Origin of the sequence: Hyphobacterium sp. CCMP332, assembly GCA_014323545.1 — a bacterium.
Classification (GTDB): Bacteria; Bacteroidota; Bacteroidia; order Cytophagales; family CCMP332; genus CCMP332.
Genome location: CP058647.1, coordinates 253,213 through 269,956, shown reverse-complemented (window position 1 = coordinate 269,956; position 16,744 = coordinate 253,213). Strand labels below are relative to the sequence as shown.

6 protein-coding genes are annotated in these 16,744 nt (G+C 39.3%); 5 read left to right on the top strand and 1 reads right to left on the bottom strand.

What is annotated here, in order from left to right; translation table 11 throughout:
* The first annotated feature begins 69 nt into the window (after nt 1-69).
* Entirely contained in the window at nt 70-1,083 is a 1,014-nt protein-coding gene (locus HZR84_01135; GenBank protein ID QNL20613.1) for an acyl-CoA reductase, read from the top strand.
* Here the strand turns inward: HZR84_01135 and HZR84_01130 are convergent.
* Complete coding sequence (locus HZR84_01130; protein ID QNL20612.1) at nt 1,076-9,793, bottom strand: gliding motility-associated C-terminal domain-containing protein; 8,718 nt, start codon at nt 9,791-9,793, stop codon at nt 1,076-1,078. The genes HZR84_01135 and HZR84_01130 overlap by 8 nt on opposite strands.
* 241 nt (nt 9,794-10,034) lie before the next feature.
* Here HZR84_01130 and HZR84_01125 point away from each other — a divergent pair, with 241 nt between their 5' ends.
* Genes HZR84_01125 through HZR84_01110 form a run of 4 tightly spaced genes read left to right on the top strand, consistent with a single transcriptional unit; the run spans nt 10,035 to nt 16,687 of the window.
* Nucleotides 10,035-12,299, top strand: coding sequence for an aconitate hydratase (locus HZR84_01125; protein QNL20611.1), 2,265 nt, complete (start codon nt 10,035-10,037; stop codon nt 12,297-12,299).
* 9 nt (nt 12,300-12,308) lie between these two features.
* Nucleotides 12,309-13,214 (top strand): polysaccharide biosynthesis/export family protein, encoded by a 906-nt coding sequence (locus HZR84_01120; GenBank protein ID QNL20610.1) that lies wholly within the window; start codon nt 12,309-12,311, stop codon nt 13,212-13,214.
* Nucleotides 13,215-15,620 (top strand): polysaccharide biosynthesis tyrosine autokinase, encoded by a 2,406-nt coding sequence (locus HZR84_01115; GenBank protein ID QNL20609.1) that lies wholly within the window; start codon nt 13,215-13,217, stop codon nt 15,618-15,620.
* Nucleotides 15,621-15,628: 8 nt separating this feature from the next.
* Complete coding sequence (locus HZR84_01110) at nt 15,629-16,687, top strand: GDP-mannose 4,6-dehydratase (GenBank protein QNL20608.1); 1,059 nt, start codon at nt 15,629-15,631, stop codon at nt 16,685-16,687.
* Nucleotides 16,688-16,744 lie beyond the last annotated feature (57 nt).

Genomic DNA, 16,744 nt, shown 5'->3' with positions numbered 1-16,744 from the left:
TAATCTTTTAACCTCAATTCAAGGCTAAATGTTTAATTTTCGGCTGCAAAATTAAGCATCAAATCGGAAATGACTAAAGAAAGGTTAATTCATTCTTTTTCTCAATTGGGGAATACGCTACAAAAACTTGGAAATGAAGAAAAAGAGCAATTATTCATGCGTGCATTTAATGAAAATCTCTGGTTTACAAGCGATAATATTAACAAGGCACTATTAGGTATTTGCAAATGGCTGAATGAGACTGATCTTAAAAATTGGATTGATTCATACCCCGAATTACCAATCAGTCAAAGTAAAAAAGTGGGATTAGTCCTTGCAGGAAATATTCCAATGGTTGGATTTCACGATGTGCTTTGTGTATTAATGTCGGGTAATATGGCCATTACAAAATTAAGTTCAAAAGATTCAGTACTGATGAATTTTTTAAGAAATGAACTAATAAAGATTGACCTTGAATTTGAAAAATTATGGATTGTAGTAGAAAGAATAAAGGATATTGATGCTGTTATTGCCACCGGAAGTGATAATTCTGCACGATATTTTCATCAGTATTTTTCAAAATACCCAAATATTATTAGAAAAAACAGAACCTCCGTGGCAGTCTTATCGGGTTTTGAGAGCAAAGAAGAATTGCAGGAGCTTGGAAAAGATATTTTTGATTATTACGGTCTGGGCTGCAGAAACGTGACTTATTTGTACCTGCATGAATCAATGTCACCGGTAACAATACTTGATGCACTGGAAGTATTTTCTGATGTTATTAACAATAATAAATACGCCAACAATTATGACTATTACAGATCGATATATTTGGTTAACGGAGACACTCATCTCGCCTCAGATTTTCTTCTCTTGAAAGAGGGACAAAGTCTTTTTTGCCCGGTGGCAAATCTTCAATACAGCTATTATAAGGATTTAAAAAGTCTCGAAATAAATATTCAATCTCAGATCGAGAATATTCAATGCATTGTTTCAAATACAAAACTGGGAATCAAAACCATTCCATTTGGCAAAAGCCAGGAACCCGAATTATGGGATTATGCAGATGGAGTGGATACCATGAAATATTTAGCTACTATCTGAATATCTCAATAAATCCCTTGAATATTCCCTGATTTGGAATTTCCAGAGTATAGAAATAGGTACCGTCGGCATAGCCTTCGCCATCCCAGTCGTTTTGATAATCATCACTACTATATACGGGCCGGCCGGATTTTTCAAATATTTTTAATTTGCTGCCGGAAGGAAGCTTTGGAATTACAAAATAGTCATTGTATCCATCCTGGTTTGGAGTGAATATGTTTGGAATGGTGAATCTGTTGGCAAATTCATAAGCTTCCACATAGACTTCAAACGATTCTGTACAATTTCGTGAATCATTTATGCGTATGTTGTGAATTCCTTCACTTATTTTTTCCAGCACGGTATCAAAGGCCTGTGTATTTGGATTCAGAATTAGATTGAAAGCCGGATCCCCATCAAAACTCAGTGTATAAGGCTCTGTTCCTCCGACTACATCGTATATAGCCACTCGTCCTGTTGACGAGTCTTCTATGGTCATTGTGATATTCTCTATCTCAGCTACAATAGCGTCCGGTTCTGTTATTTCAATAGTGGATCCAAAGTTGTATAAGCAATTCAGTGAATCGCGTATTACGATATCATATAAACCTTCCGCAATCTGATTAAAAGTGGTATCAGAGCTAAATGTTCCGGGTAGAAATTGGATTCCATTATCAAAGCTCACAGCAAAAGGTGCAAAACCATTTTGCAAACCTGAAATTGCAATCGATGCATCATCAGAACCATTACAGGTTATTGAATTTGCAGAAACAGAATAATTCAATAGAGCAGTACCAGTGATCTGGAAAGCTCTGACTTGCTGACAATTGTTTCCATCACTCATCAATAAATTGTAATTACCGGCACTGAGGCTATCGAACAAGGTTGAGCTTTGTTGTCCGGCGGCTCCTATTATTTCATAAACATAATTACCATCCCCACCGATTGGATTTAAAACCAGCACTGAACCGGTATTTTCACCGCAATCCGCGTTACCTGTAATATTTAGATCAAAGGATAATGAATCAGGTTGAACCAGGCTTACATCGACACTCACATCGCAATTGTCATTATCAATTACAGTAATGGTATAAGTAGAATCTGCAAATAAACCTCCAATAGGATTGGAAGGAACAGGATTGCCATTTAAGGCAAATGAATAAGGAGTTACCCCGCCACTTATGCCTGTCAATTCAACAGAACCACTGTTTGCACCATAGCAAATTGGATTTGTTCGAATAATATTACCAATTACAATATTGTTTGGTGCAAAAATGGTATCGGTAAATTCAGCAACACAATTGAGCTGATCCAATATTTGAATGGTATAAACACCATTGTCGAGATTGTTAAAAACCGTAATAGCAGGAGGAATGTTTGCCTGACTATTTCCATTTAATTGTACAACGTAATTCGGTTGCCCACCGGAAATATTGCTGATGCTTAAACTTCCATCTGTCAGATTGCAATCGCTGATATCGGCAGCAGTGATATTTGCTGTTATTTCGGGATTTTCGCTAATGAAATAAGGCACGGTTGTAAGACAGCCACTGGCATCTTCCATAAATAAAACGCCATTTCCACTACTTAGACCTGTAAAAGTTCTGGTAGTATCGAAAATAACATTGTCTAAACTAAATTGGAAAGGAGCTGTACCACCTATTACCGTGTCGATGCTTAAGATCCCGCTAGTATCTCCAAAACAATCAATATTTTGAACACTGATATTGGGTGCTCCCGATCCGGAAACGGTGATATTAATTGAGTTGGTATCCGTACAACTTGAATTATCAGAAACAATCAATGTATAAAAACCATCGTCTAATCCTGTGATTGGGCTGCTTACCGTATTTCCATTCAAAACAAAAGTATAGGGAGAACCATTTCCACCTAAAACTGAGTCAATATTTATTATTCCGTTATTACTCGAACAATTCGTAGGTGGAGTAATTGTAGCGAATAATTGCATGGAGTCGGGCTGAGACTGAACAAAATTATAATTGGAAGTACACAGCGTACTCACATCTCTTATACTCAGAACGTGATTTCCTGCGAGCAAATTATTAAACAGGGTATCGGCCTGGAATGTACCGCCATCAATGCTGTAAAGATAGGTACCCGATCCTCCCTGAGAATTGCTAAGGGCTATTGAGCCATCATTTCCACCAAAACAACTAACGGCCTGAACTTCTATTGGTGTCGCCGTTGGTGCAATCAAACCATTGATGATAATGTTGATCGAAATCTGACAGCCATTGGCATCCAGAATGACCAAAGTATAATTTCCCGGCGATAGGCTATCCACTGAAGAAGTGATAGGTTGAATTGGTTCCAGGGTATCTCCGATACTGTCGAGAAGAATAAATTGATAAGGTGAAGTACCACCGGAAACACTTAAAATGTTAATAACGGCATCATTTGCTCCACAGCTCGTTTCCTTATCTACCTGAATAATTGCGCTAACATTAAAGGAACTTCCGATAAAAAAATTCAATTGGAAGGTACAAGTAGGATCCAGGCTATCGCGAACTATTCCTAAATAATTTCCCGGTGCCAGACTATTAAATACATTGCTGTTTTGCCATGTTGCACCGGTATCAATTGAAAACTCATAAAACCCTGAACCACCGCTTAAAGAAAGGAATTGAGCCTGACCATTGTTTAATCCACTGCAAAGGGTAGGAGTAGTGCTAACCGAAGCTGAAATAGCCCCTGCAACATTAATGCTAATTGTAGTATCAAAACTACAAGTTGAAACCAGATCATTTATGGTTATCAAATATGCTCCGGAGCCTAATCCGCTGAATGAATTAGTGAAAGAGTCAACGCTGTTTATCAAATATTGATAAGATCCGGAACCCAGATTGACCGAATCCACAGTGATAATTCCATTTCCCGATCCGCAGGCGCTTGGTTGAATGACGGTAATAAAAGGCTGAAGATCAAAAACAGAGTTGATGACAAAAACACTATCGTCTATACCCGGAGCAGCACAGGAAGAAGATGATGCAACCGTAAAACGAATTGAATCACCATTTGATAAATTATTAAGATTTATGCTGTCAGAATTTACCGATTGATCAATTCCATTGACCTCCCAGGTATACAATGGCGAAATACCCTGACCCGAAACATAAGCCTTGAAGCCCAGTGCCGTGCCACTACAAACCGGATTGACATCGTATACAATTGAATCAAGATTTGTCACAATGGAAGCTACGCTATTAACCAAGATTGTATCAAAAGCGGTTGAGGTCGCACAAATTTCAGAGGAAACCAGTTCGACTATCACCTGATCGCCATTGACAAACGTATTTCCTTCGATAAAGTCAATGTTAGTAGCTTGAGGCACTCCATTTACAAACCAGTTATAAAATGGTGTTAGTCCTCCAGAGGTAGGAACAGCACTAAATCTAACCGAATCACCATTGCAAATGCTTGATGGTATTTGGCTCAGGCTAACTGATGGTGTGATATTTCCGGTGAGGTTGACTACAAGACTTGCATTGGCCGTAGTTGGGATGGCGCAGGATGAACTTGAGGTCATAATAACATCTACGCTATCGCCATTATTAAATGAAGTACTGCTCAAGACATTACCGCTTGTTGCCTGTGGCGTACCATTGACTGTCCAGGCAAATACAGGGCTTAATCCTCCTCCGCTTTGACTGGCGATTATATCGATATTGCTTCCGCTGCAGGCACTCGATGGATTTTGTACTAAAGAAACATTAGGGCTAACGCTGGTAACTACAGAGGCATTTAAATTTGAATTGGCGGTTCCGGTGGCACATGAAGCCGAGGAAGTCAGCAATACTTCAATCAGATCATTATCATTAATTGTAGTTGAAGTTAAAGATGGGCCTGTTTCTCCAATCTGAACAATCGTATTTATGCTCCATTGGAAAGTAGGGGAAGAGCCCTCACCTGATGAGATTGTAGAAAAGATAACCGTATCACCACTGCAAACAGGATTTGGTGATTGCACTATGGAAACACTTGGATTGACATTACTGGTTATACTCGCGGCTAAATTTGAACTAACGGGGCCACTCGAGCATATTTCACTCGATGTCAATGTTACTTCTACCAAATCACCATTACTCAATGCAGTGCTAAAAAATGTACTTCCGGTAAAGCCGGCTTGAGGACTGCCATTTACAGTCCATGCAAATACGGGACTAGAGCCTCCTCCGCTAAAACTTGCCGTAAATAAAGCTGTATCACCAATACAGGATGGGCTTGGGCTTTGAATTAAACTTACCGTTGGATTAACTGTTGGATTGATATTCGCACTTATATTGGCTGAGGCGGGACCTGTATTACATATTTCTGAAGAGCTCATTTGAACAGCAACTAGATCTCCATTATTGACAGAATTTGAAATCAATGAATCACCCGTAATTCCTGCTTGAGGGCTGCCATTTATGGTCCATGAGTAAACAGGATTGCTACCGCCATTTGTTGGACTGGCAATAAATGCTGTTGAATCACCAAAACAGACAGGGGATGGAGATTGACTCAGACTAACTGCTGTACTCAAATTAGTGAGGATCAGAGGATTTAAGCTGTCCCTTGCAATTCCTGTGGCGCATGGTTCTGAAGACGTCATTAAAACTTTTACTTCATCACCGGGATTCAAACTGTTGCTAAAAAATGTAGAAGTGGTAAACCCGACCTGGCTAATATTATTTACCAACCATTGAAAAGTCGGACTTATTCCGGAACCAGTAACAATGGTTGTAAAAAATGTGGTATCTCCAAAACACGTAGTATCCGGATTAAATGCAATACTCACAGTTGGATTTATTCCGGGAACAACAGAAATGCTAATAAAAGCTGAATCGAAGCAACCACTCAATGTATTTGTACCCACTACTATATAGTCAGTACTTGCTGCCGGACTCACATTAATGGTTGAAGTATTACCTATTGAAACAGCATTCCCAACTTCAAACCACAAATATGTATCGGCTCCGGCTGCGCTAAGATTTGAGCTGCTTCCAATACAAATTGGATTGGCATCAGCGCTCGCAGTTACGTTTGGAAGCGGATTAACATTAATAGTAATAAATGATGTGTCAAAACAACCGGTAGAGGTCTGTGTACCAATTACAAAATAATCGGTGCTGCTTGCAGGAGATACGCTAACATTAGGACTTGTAGATATTGGTACCGCGATTCCAACTTCAAACCATTGATATGTGTCAGTTCCGCTGGCACTGAGATTTGTACTTTCGCCAAAACAAATCGGGTTAACACTGGCACTGCTGTTCACCGTTGGCAATGGATCAACATTTAAAGTAAAAAATGCAGAGTCAAAACAACCGGTAGCGGTTATTGTACCTATTGCGATATAATCAGTATTTGATGCCGGTGAAACATTTAAATTGGCACCTGAGCCGATACTTGTAGCATTCCCAACTTCAAACCAAATGTAAGTATCTGCACCCGAAGCCGTAAGAGTTGTCGTTTCACCCTGGCAAATTGGATTAGTTGCGGCAGTAATATTAACATTAACCGCTGGATTCACATTTACAGTAATAAAAGCAGTATCAAAACAAGAGGTCAAAGTATTAGTACCTATTACAAAATAATCGGTATTCGAAGCCGGATTTACGGCTACAGTAGACGAGGTTGAAATAGCAACAGCATTCCCAACTTCAAACCACTGATAAGTATCGGCACCTGAAGCAGTTAAATTAGAGGTGTCCCCGGGACAAATTGGATTGACATCAGCAATTGCATTTACATTTGGAATTGGGTTAACGGTGATAGTAATAAATGCCGAATCCGAGCATCCTGTGGCAGTTTCATTACCAATGACGAAATAATCTGTGCTGGCTGCAGGGCTCACATTCACTATGGCAGAGGAAGAAAAACTTACAGCATTACCCACTTCGAACCATAAATAGGTATCAGCCCCTGAAGCTGTTAAAGTGCTGCTTTCTCCCAAACAAATAGGGTTGCTGCTTGCTACTGCATTAACATTTGGAAGAGGATTTACCGTCAATGTAATTGTGGCCGAGTCAATACAACCTGTGGCTGTCGCCGTACCAACGAGCAAATAGTCCGTTGTCAATGCCGGAGATACAGAAAGTACAGTACCGCTACCTATGCTTATTGCATTTCCAACCTCAAACCATTGATAAGTATCTGCTCCAGCGGCATTTAAATTGGTGGTATCACCTAAACAAATAGGATTAGAACCTGCAGTAATGCTGACGAGCGGGTTTGCGTTAACATTTATCGTAATAAAACTGGTGTCAAAACAACCCGTGGCTGTCAGGTTTCCAACAACAAAATAATTCGTACTTACAACCGGGCTAACAGAAACATTAGCAGTCGTTGATATAGCCGTGCCATTACCAACTTCAAACCATTGATAGGTATCCGCTCCGCTTCCTGTTAAATTACTTGTTTGACCAAGGCAAATTGGATTTAAATCTGCGCTGCTATTGACACTCGGCAGTGGATTTACGGTTATTGAGATAAATGCAGTGTCAAAGCAACCTGTAGCAGTCTCTGTTCCAATTACAAAATAATCGGTATTTATTGTAGGACTGACATTCACAACTGAAGAACTTGAGAAAGACACGGCGTTTCCAACTTCAAACCACTGATAGGTATCCGCACCGGAAGCGGTTAGACTGGTACTTTCGCCATTGCAAATGGGATTAGACGATGGAGTGATAGCAACCGGAGGGCTCGCATTCACATTTAAGGTAATAAAAGCAGTATCTATACAACCGCTTACAGTGGCCGTTCCAACTGCTATATAATCTGTATTTACAATTGGAGAAACACTAATGACTGAACTTGTACCAATGGCTGTTGCATTTCCTACTTCAAACCATTCGTAAGTATCGGCTCCTGAAGCAGTTAAATTGGTGCTTTCACCCTGACAAATCGGATTTGACCCTGCTGTAATATTTACGGTTACTGCTGCATTTACATTTACAGTAATGAATGCAGAATCAAAACAACCAGTCGTGGTGTTGGTACCAATTACAATATAGTCTGTGCTTACTCCCGGGCTTACAGCTACACTTGGCGATGTAGAAATGGCGACAGCATTTCCAACTTCAAACCATTGATAGGTATTTGCACCTGATCCGGTTAATGTGCTTGTTCCACCCGGACAAATCGGGTTAATATCTGCGCTAGCACCTACTGTGGGCAATGGATTTACCGTTAAGGTTATAATAGTTGAATCAAAACATCCAGTTGCGGTAGTCGTTCCAATGACCAAATAATCGGTGCTTGTAGCCGGAGAAACATTAATTGCTGCTGATGTAGAAATGGCGATGGCATTTCCTACTTCAAACCACTGATAGGTATTGGCACCGGAGGCTGTTAAGGTAGCGCTGTTGCCAAAGCAAATTGGATTCGATGATGCTGTAATATTAACAGTAGGAGGTGGATTGACAAAAACAGTAACCGTATCAAATTCGGCGCAACCGGCTGCATTTTCACCCCTTACAGCGTATTGAGTAGTAGTATTAGGTGAAATTGAAAACACATTACTTGTAGAGAGAACAGCCGGGTTACCAACTTCAAACCACTGGTAGGATGTTGCACCACCGGCGGTAAAAACAGCAGTATCTATTGATTCACAAATTGTTTCAGATGCCTTATCAACCGTGAGCACAACCGGTGTTAATACATCGATTGAAATATTATCGGAATTTGTACAGCCATTTGGGTCAGTATAATTGTATGTAATAAGGTAAGTACCCGTGCCAACAATAGAAGGATCAAATGTATTTCCTACAACCCCAGGCCCGCTGAAAATCCCACCTACAGGATTCCCTGTTAAAGTAACAGGAGGACTGTTTGGACATTGGTCAGGGACAGGATCCAAAGTAACCACAACATCTTGAACTACCATGGTTTGATTTACAACACTTGTACAGGTAAGATTGGTATCATTATCTACAGTAAGGCTAACAGTGTAAGAGCCATTGGCAGTATAAGCATAATTTGGATTTGCCAGAGTAGAAGTCCCTGTTCCGTCTCCAAAATCCCAACTGTACAAATAAGGTGGGTCTCCTCCGCTTGTAATGTCTGTAAAATTCACTACCTGTCCGACGCAGGCCGTGTCATCAGAAACTGTAAAATTGGCGTTTAAACTAGAAAAATCTACTGCACCGGGTAATCCGGAGTCATTAAAACTCAACTCGATGAAAATGTCAAATCCGGCTATAAAACCAGTTCCAAGATCAATTACAAGGGCATAAGTTCTACCTGCGGTTAAGTTAATTGGGGCAATGAAACGCGCATTAGGAGGGCTGTTTCTAATTCCAGTGGGCCCGGTATTTCCGCCATTATCCAAACAGGCCACCTGAGTTGAAGGACCAATATTGCAACCACCGGTGACATCGTAAATAGCCCAATTATTGGCAAAACTAAGTGCAAGTGGAGCACCACCGAAAAAAACATTGTCATCAATAGTCATTTCAAAAGGGCCTGTATTGGCCACAGTGAACTTGTACCAAAAGGGTCTATTTTCACCTGAAGCCCAGCAAACGGAGTCGCCTCCAGCCAGATCATCAAAGCCTACACCTGTAAATGGAGCCTGAATTGTATCATTCCTGTTGGTAGTATTACATAATCTTAATGCCGTCGAACAATCCAGAGACGGATAACCCTGGCCAAAAAGGGAACCCTGAATGACAAGGAGAAGCGTTGACAAGATAGTAATATGCTTAATAGTACGTTTATATGTCATATTCACCGCACGAGCTTACGTTAAATTACAGTATTCACAATAATAATCCTATTAACAAGTGTACGTGATTCAATTTAAAATGATGGGTACTCCTGTAATATTTTCCCAAAAAAGTACAATTTTTTTTAAGGAAAGGCATGATTCGCATATTTTTTACGTTTAAATGGATAATTATTTCAGTTCAGATATTCATCCTTTATTTATACTTTTGCCTTCTTCATAGAAAAAAACCTGAATCCATATGGCATTCGACATAGAAATGATCAAAAAGGTTTATCAAAACCTTGCTGAAAAAGTAGAGAAAAGCAGAAACTTATTAAACAGGCCTCTTACACTCACCGAAAAGATATTATACAGTCATTTGGCAGACCCTTTGCCGAAAGAAGAATTTAAAAGGGCCAAATCCTATGTTGATTTCAAACCGGACAGGGTAGCCATGCAAGATGCCACAGCACAAATGGCACTACTTCAGTTTATGCAAGCTGGTAAAAAACAGGCGGCTGTTCCATCGACTGTGCATTGTGATCATTTGATATTAGCCAAAGAAGGAGCCAAAGAAGATCTTAAAAACTCCATTAATACCAGTGGAGAAGTATTCAGTTTTTTAGAATCCGTCTCAAATAAATACGGTATTGGTTTCTGGAAACCTGGAGCAGGAATTATTCATCAGGTCGTTCTGGAAAATTATGCATTTCCCGGAGGAATGATGATCGGAACGGATTCTCATACTGTAAACGCCGGAGGATTGGGTATGGTGGCTGTTGGCGTTGGAGGCGCAGACGCAGTAGATGTAATGGCGGGAATGCCATGGGAACTAAAATTTCCAAAACTCATTGGCGTAAAATTAACCGGAAAACTCAGCGGTTGGACTGCCTCAAAAGATGTTATTTTAAAAGTCGCTGGAATTTTAACCGTAAAAGGTGGAACAGGTGCAATTGTTGAATATTTTGGGCCAGGAGCCGAATCCTTATCATGTACGGGGAAAGGAACCATTTGCAATATGGGAGCTGAGATTGGTGCCACGACTTCTACTTTTGGTTATGATGCTAAAATGGAAGAATACTTAAGAGGAACAGATAGGGCAGATGTGGCCGATCTTGCCAATGGAGTTAAAGAGCATTTAACCGGAGATCCTGAAGTATATGCCAATCCTGAAAAATACTTTGATCAGTTAATTGAAATTGACCTATCCACACTTGAACCTCATGTAAACGGTCCATTTACACCGGATAGAGCTATTCCAATTTCAAAATTTGCTGAAGAAGTAAAGAAAAACGACTGGCCGGCACGTCTTGAGGTTGGTTTGATCGGATCATGTACCAATTCTTCCTATGAAGATATCACACGTTCAGCATCCATCGCGAAACAGGCTTCGGAAAAAAATCTAAAAGCCAAGGCGGAGTTTACAGTTACTCCCGGTTCTGAAATGGTAAGGTATACAGTTGACAGAGATGGTTATTTGGACGTATTTAAAGACATAGGCGGTGTAGTACTTGCCAATGCATGTGGGCCATGTATAGGCCAATGGTCTAGACATACCAATGACCCGAAACGCAAAAACAGTATAATCACCTCATTTAACAGGAATTTTGCAAAACGGAACGATGGCAATCCAAATACCCACGCATTTGTTGCCTCACCTGAAATCACCACAGCCTTTGCAATAGCCGGCGATCTTACATTTAACCCAGTTACAGACAGTTTAACAAATGAAAACGGGCAACAGGTGAAATTGGATGAGCCGATGGGTATAGAATTTCCACCTTCGGGTTTTGCAGTAGAAGATTCTGGTTATCAGGCTCCTGCCGAAGATGGAAGCAAGGTTGAAATAAAAGTTGCGCCCGACTCAAAACGTTTGCAATTGCTCGAACCTTTTGACCCTTGGAATGGAGAAAATTTCAAGGATATGAGATTGCTTATTAAAGCAAAGGGTAAATGTACCACCGATCATATTTCTATGGCCGGTCCCTGGTTGAGATTCAGAGGACATTTGGATAATATATCAGATAACACGCTTACAGGTGCTGTCAATTATTTCAATGATGAAACAGACAAGGTCAAAAATCAGTTGACCGGTGAGTACGGAGCTGTTCCTGCAACTCAAAGAGATTATAAGTCTAAAGGAATACCAACAATAGTTATTGGTGATCACAATTATGGGGAGGGAAGTTCCAGAGAACATGCGGCTATGCAGCCACGATTTTTAGGTGTAAGAATTGTTCTGGTGAAATCATTTGCCAGAATTCATGAAACAAACCTGAAAAAGCAGGGAATGTTGGGTCTGACTTTTGCAAATGAAAACGATTATGACAAAGTTCTGGAAGACGATATAATTGAAACTGTAGATTTGGATCAATTCGCGCCTGATAAACAAATTACATTGCGATTTAAACATTCTGATGGTTCTGAGGATTTGATCAAAACCAACCACACGTATAATGAAAACCAGATTAAGTGGTTTAGAGCGGGCTCTGCTCTTAATTTGATAAAAGAGCTTGAGAAGTAAAAATTGGAAATGAAGCGATTAGGTATTCTGGCCATTATTTCAGTAATGGCTTTCTCCTGTGTTATGAATAAGAAAGTTATTTATTTACAGGACGACGACTATTACGGTAAAAACTTGCCATATAATCAATGGGTTAATGAATATGAAGCCAAATATCAGGATTATATGCTTCAGCCCGGAGATATTTTATCCATTCGCATCGGTTCGCTAACACCGGCGGAGTACAACTTCATCAAGGAATACGAAAGACAATTAGGCCAGATTAGAAAACTCAACCAATTTGAACAAAATAATTTAACCCAGCAAAGTGGATCCGGTGCGCGTGGAGGGATGATGGGTGCAGGAGGTAGTGGAGACAATCCTTTTGATGTGGGTTTGATTCAATTTCTTGTTGATAATTTTTTGTCCGGATTTGAACTGGATGATGAAGGAAAACTCAATTTACCTGAAATTGGAGAATTGATTTTATCCGGCAAATCCATAGATGAGGCAGAAGCCATAATTCAAAAAAGCCTGGAAGGTTATTTTGAAACCCCTATTGTAAAGGTTGAACTCATGTCATTTCAGTTTACAGTATTTGGGGAAATTGCCAAAGAGGGTCGCTACACTTCCTATAGTACAGAAACAAATATATTTGATGCCATTGCCCTCGCGGAAAACCTTACTGAATTTGCAGATAGATCCAGGATTAAACTAGTCAGAACCGAAGGGCGAAATGTGAAAACAGCCTATATCAATTTACTGGATGAAAAATTATTAGGATCAGAATTTTACTATTTGAGACCCGGAGACAAAATTATTGTTCCGGCTTTAAAGGCAAAGGTATGGCGGCAATATATAATATCAGATGCTGCAAGAGCCGTGGCTACATTGAGTTCAATTGCCACCTTAGTTGTATTACTAACCACGAGATAATTGGAGGAATTTCAAAATACTGATCAGGAGGAAAAACAGGGCATTGGAATTATTCAGAAAGTACTCCTGAGCGCACTTTCTAAATGGTACTGGATAGCTTTGTGCGTGATCGTATTTTTAACTGCGGCTTTTCTTTACAACAGATATACCACACCCATTTATCAGGTTTCTGCTTCACTTGTAAAAGTGAAGGACCCCGAAAGTGAAAGTATTTTTTCATCAGGCAGAACGGCCGGTATTTTCCGCACCGATGCAAGTGATGTTGAACGCGAATTGAGAATTATTAAGTCTCAAAAAAATATAGAAGAAGCTTTAAATGAATTGGACTTTCATTTCAGTATTTACAGATCAGGTGAAATCAAAACAACTGAAATTTATCCTCACAACTATTTTTGGATTGAAATAGATTCAAATTCTACAAAAATTCCATTTGGAGAGCTATTTGAATTTACCAATCTAAAGGATAACTCATCATTTTCCTTAAAACCTCTTAACGAACAGAGCGAGTATGCCGATTTGCCCAAAAGCAAATTTAAATTTGGTGAGTGGTTTAATATCAATGGCTGCAAAATGAGAGTTCAAAAAATAACGAATAGTGACCTCTCAAAAACAAGCGATGATTTCCTTTTAAAATTAAATGACCCTGAAAATAACATTAGTTTATACAATAATCAATTAAGGCTGCGCAGCGATAAAAATTCTAATAATATTTTTCATTTTGCATTCAACTCTACCACGCCTCATAAGGACATGGCTTTTTTGGAAACCCTGATTAAGGTAGTCCGAAAAAACAACCTGTCCGAAAAAAATAGGGATGCCTCAAATTCTTTGAGCTTTATTGATGCTCAATTGTCGAAGCTAACAGACACTTTAAGTTTTTTCCGAGGAAAAATTGATGAATACAAGATAAAGAACCTGGATTTTGGGAACGGCTCCAATTTGATACTTGAGAAAATAAACAGGCTTGAAGAAAGTAAATCAGAATTGCTTCTGAGAAAAAATTATTATGAATATCTGGAAAACTATGTAATTCAAAATAGAGATGAGGAAATCTTTGCGCCAATGGTTATAGGCATTGATGACCCACTTCTCAACTCTTTGGCTTTAGAGTATATTAAAATTAAGAAAGAGGCGCGTTTATTGAAAAATGATAAAAACAAGGAAAACCCTTATCTCAATTATGAAGAAAGCGTAGTTCAAAGAATAGAAAAAAACATACTCGAAAATGTCACAAACCTTCAAAGAGATAATCAAAAAAAACTTGTTGAAACCGATTCCAGAATCAATTTTTATATATCCTCATTAAAGGGTTTGCAGGAAGAGCAGAGAGATTTATACGAAATTCAGCAATTGTCGGAACTAAATTCTCAATTGGTCGAATTGTTACTTCAAAAGAAAACAGAAATAAGCATTGGTAAATCAGCCAACAGTTCTGATTATGATATACTCGATAATCCAAAGTATGTCGATGATCCTCTTATTCCGGATAAGGAAAGAAATTTATTAATTGCCCTGGCCATTGGTCTTGGGATTCCTTTTGGTTTTATTTATTTGAGGGAAGCTTTAAACAATAGGGTAAAATATAAGGATGATCTTCTCAGTCTCACCAATATCCCGCTTATAGGGGTAATAGGACACAGTAAACATTCCAATAATCTCGTAGTAACAGAAAAACCCAAATCCGTTGTTTCCGAGTCCTTTAGAGCCATACGTTCAAACATTCATTTTCTTCAGGCAGGTGAAGAAGGAGGTGTTTTTCTTGTGACATCCAGTATTAGTGGAGAAGGAAAAACCTTCTGTTCGATCAATCTGGCACAGGTTTTTTCACTCTCTGAAAAAAAGGTATTGCTTATAGGGGCTGATATGAGAAAACCTAAAATTTACGATGATTTTGGAATCTCCAATGACTATGGGTTATCCTCATTTCTGAGCGGTGATATGAAGCTGAATGAAGTTATTCAAAAAACCAGGTTCCCAAGTTTGGATATCATCAGCGCCGGAATTATACCCCCAAATCCTTCCGAATTGCTTATGAGCGACCGGATGCAATCGGCTGTTAAGGACTTACGTAAAGAATACGAATACATAATTATTGACTCTCCACCGGTAGGGCTGGTGACGGATGCTAAAATCCTTATGGAAAGAGCCGATCAAACCATTTATATCGTAAGACAAAACGTTTCACCGATTGAAGCGATCAAAAACCTTGACCAGGATTATCAGAACGGCAAAATAAATCATATCTCCATGATTCTCAATGATCTTTCGATGAAGAAAGGTGGATATGGCTACGGTTACGGCTATGGTTACGGCTATGGTTACGGTTATGGCTATGGCTATGGTTATTATGAAGATGATCACAAAAAGAAGAATGGTATTTTTAACCGGCTGTTTGGCAAAGGCTGATTAATACAATGAAACTACTTCTCACCGGTGTTGCGGGCTTTATTGGATATCACACGGCGTATAAGCTTCTCAGTGAAGGCCATGAAATTATAGGTCTTGATAACCTTAATACATATTATGATGTAGATCTTAAATTAAGACGTTTGGAGTCACTGGGAATAAGTGCTTCCCAAATCTCTGACGATGATATATTGCAAAGTGAGAATTTTCAGAATTTTAAATTTGTAAAAATTGACATTGCCAATAAACATGAGCTTGTTGATCTTATTTCAAAATCAAATCCCGAAGTAATAATTCATTTAGCAGCGCAAGCTGGCGTTCGGTATTCTCTGGATCATCCGGAAAAATACCTTGAAAGTAACATACATGGTTTTTTGAATCTCCTGGAAGCAATTAGAGAAAGGCCAATAAAGCATTTCATTTTTGCCTCAAGTTCTTCAGTTTACGGTTTGAATAAAGAAATACCTTTTAAGACATTTCACCACACCGATCATCCCATTTCCCTTTATGCTGCGACAAAAAAGAGCAATGAAATGATGGCGCATACTTATAGTCACCTTTTCAAAATTCCCATGACGGGATTAAGGTTTTTTACGGTTTACGGACCCTGGGGTAGGCCCGATATGGCCATGTTTATTTTTACAAAAAACATATTGGAGGGAAAGGAAATTAAGGTCTACAACCAGGGAGAAATGAGCAGAGATTTCACATATATCAGTGATATTGTCGATTCAATCAATAGACTGATCGATAAGGTACCAAGTGGAAAACCTTCAAATGCTCAAAAAAATTTACTTCCCAACGAGAGCACAGCAGCCTATCAATTGTTCAACATAGGATATAACAGCCCAACAAAATTGATGGACTTTATCAAAGCCATAGAAAAACACACAGGAAAAAAAGCAATAATCAATTTTCAGCCTTTACAGGCCGGAGATGTAGAAAATACATATGCTGATGTCTCCGATCTTTATCAATACATCGATTTCAAACCACAAGTAGGAGTGGATGAGGGAGTGAAAAAGTTTGTGGAATGGTATAAAGAGTACTATTCCCGCTCCCGATAGTTACCGGGATGCGGCCTGCCTGCCATGCCTTTCGACAGGAAATCCGGTAGGCTGGCA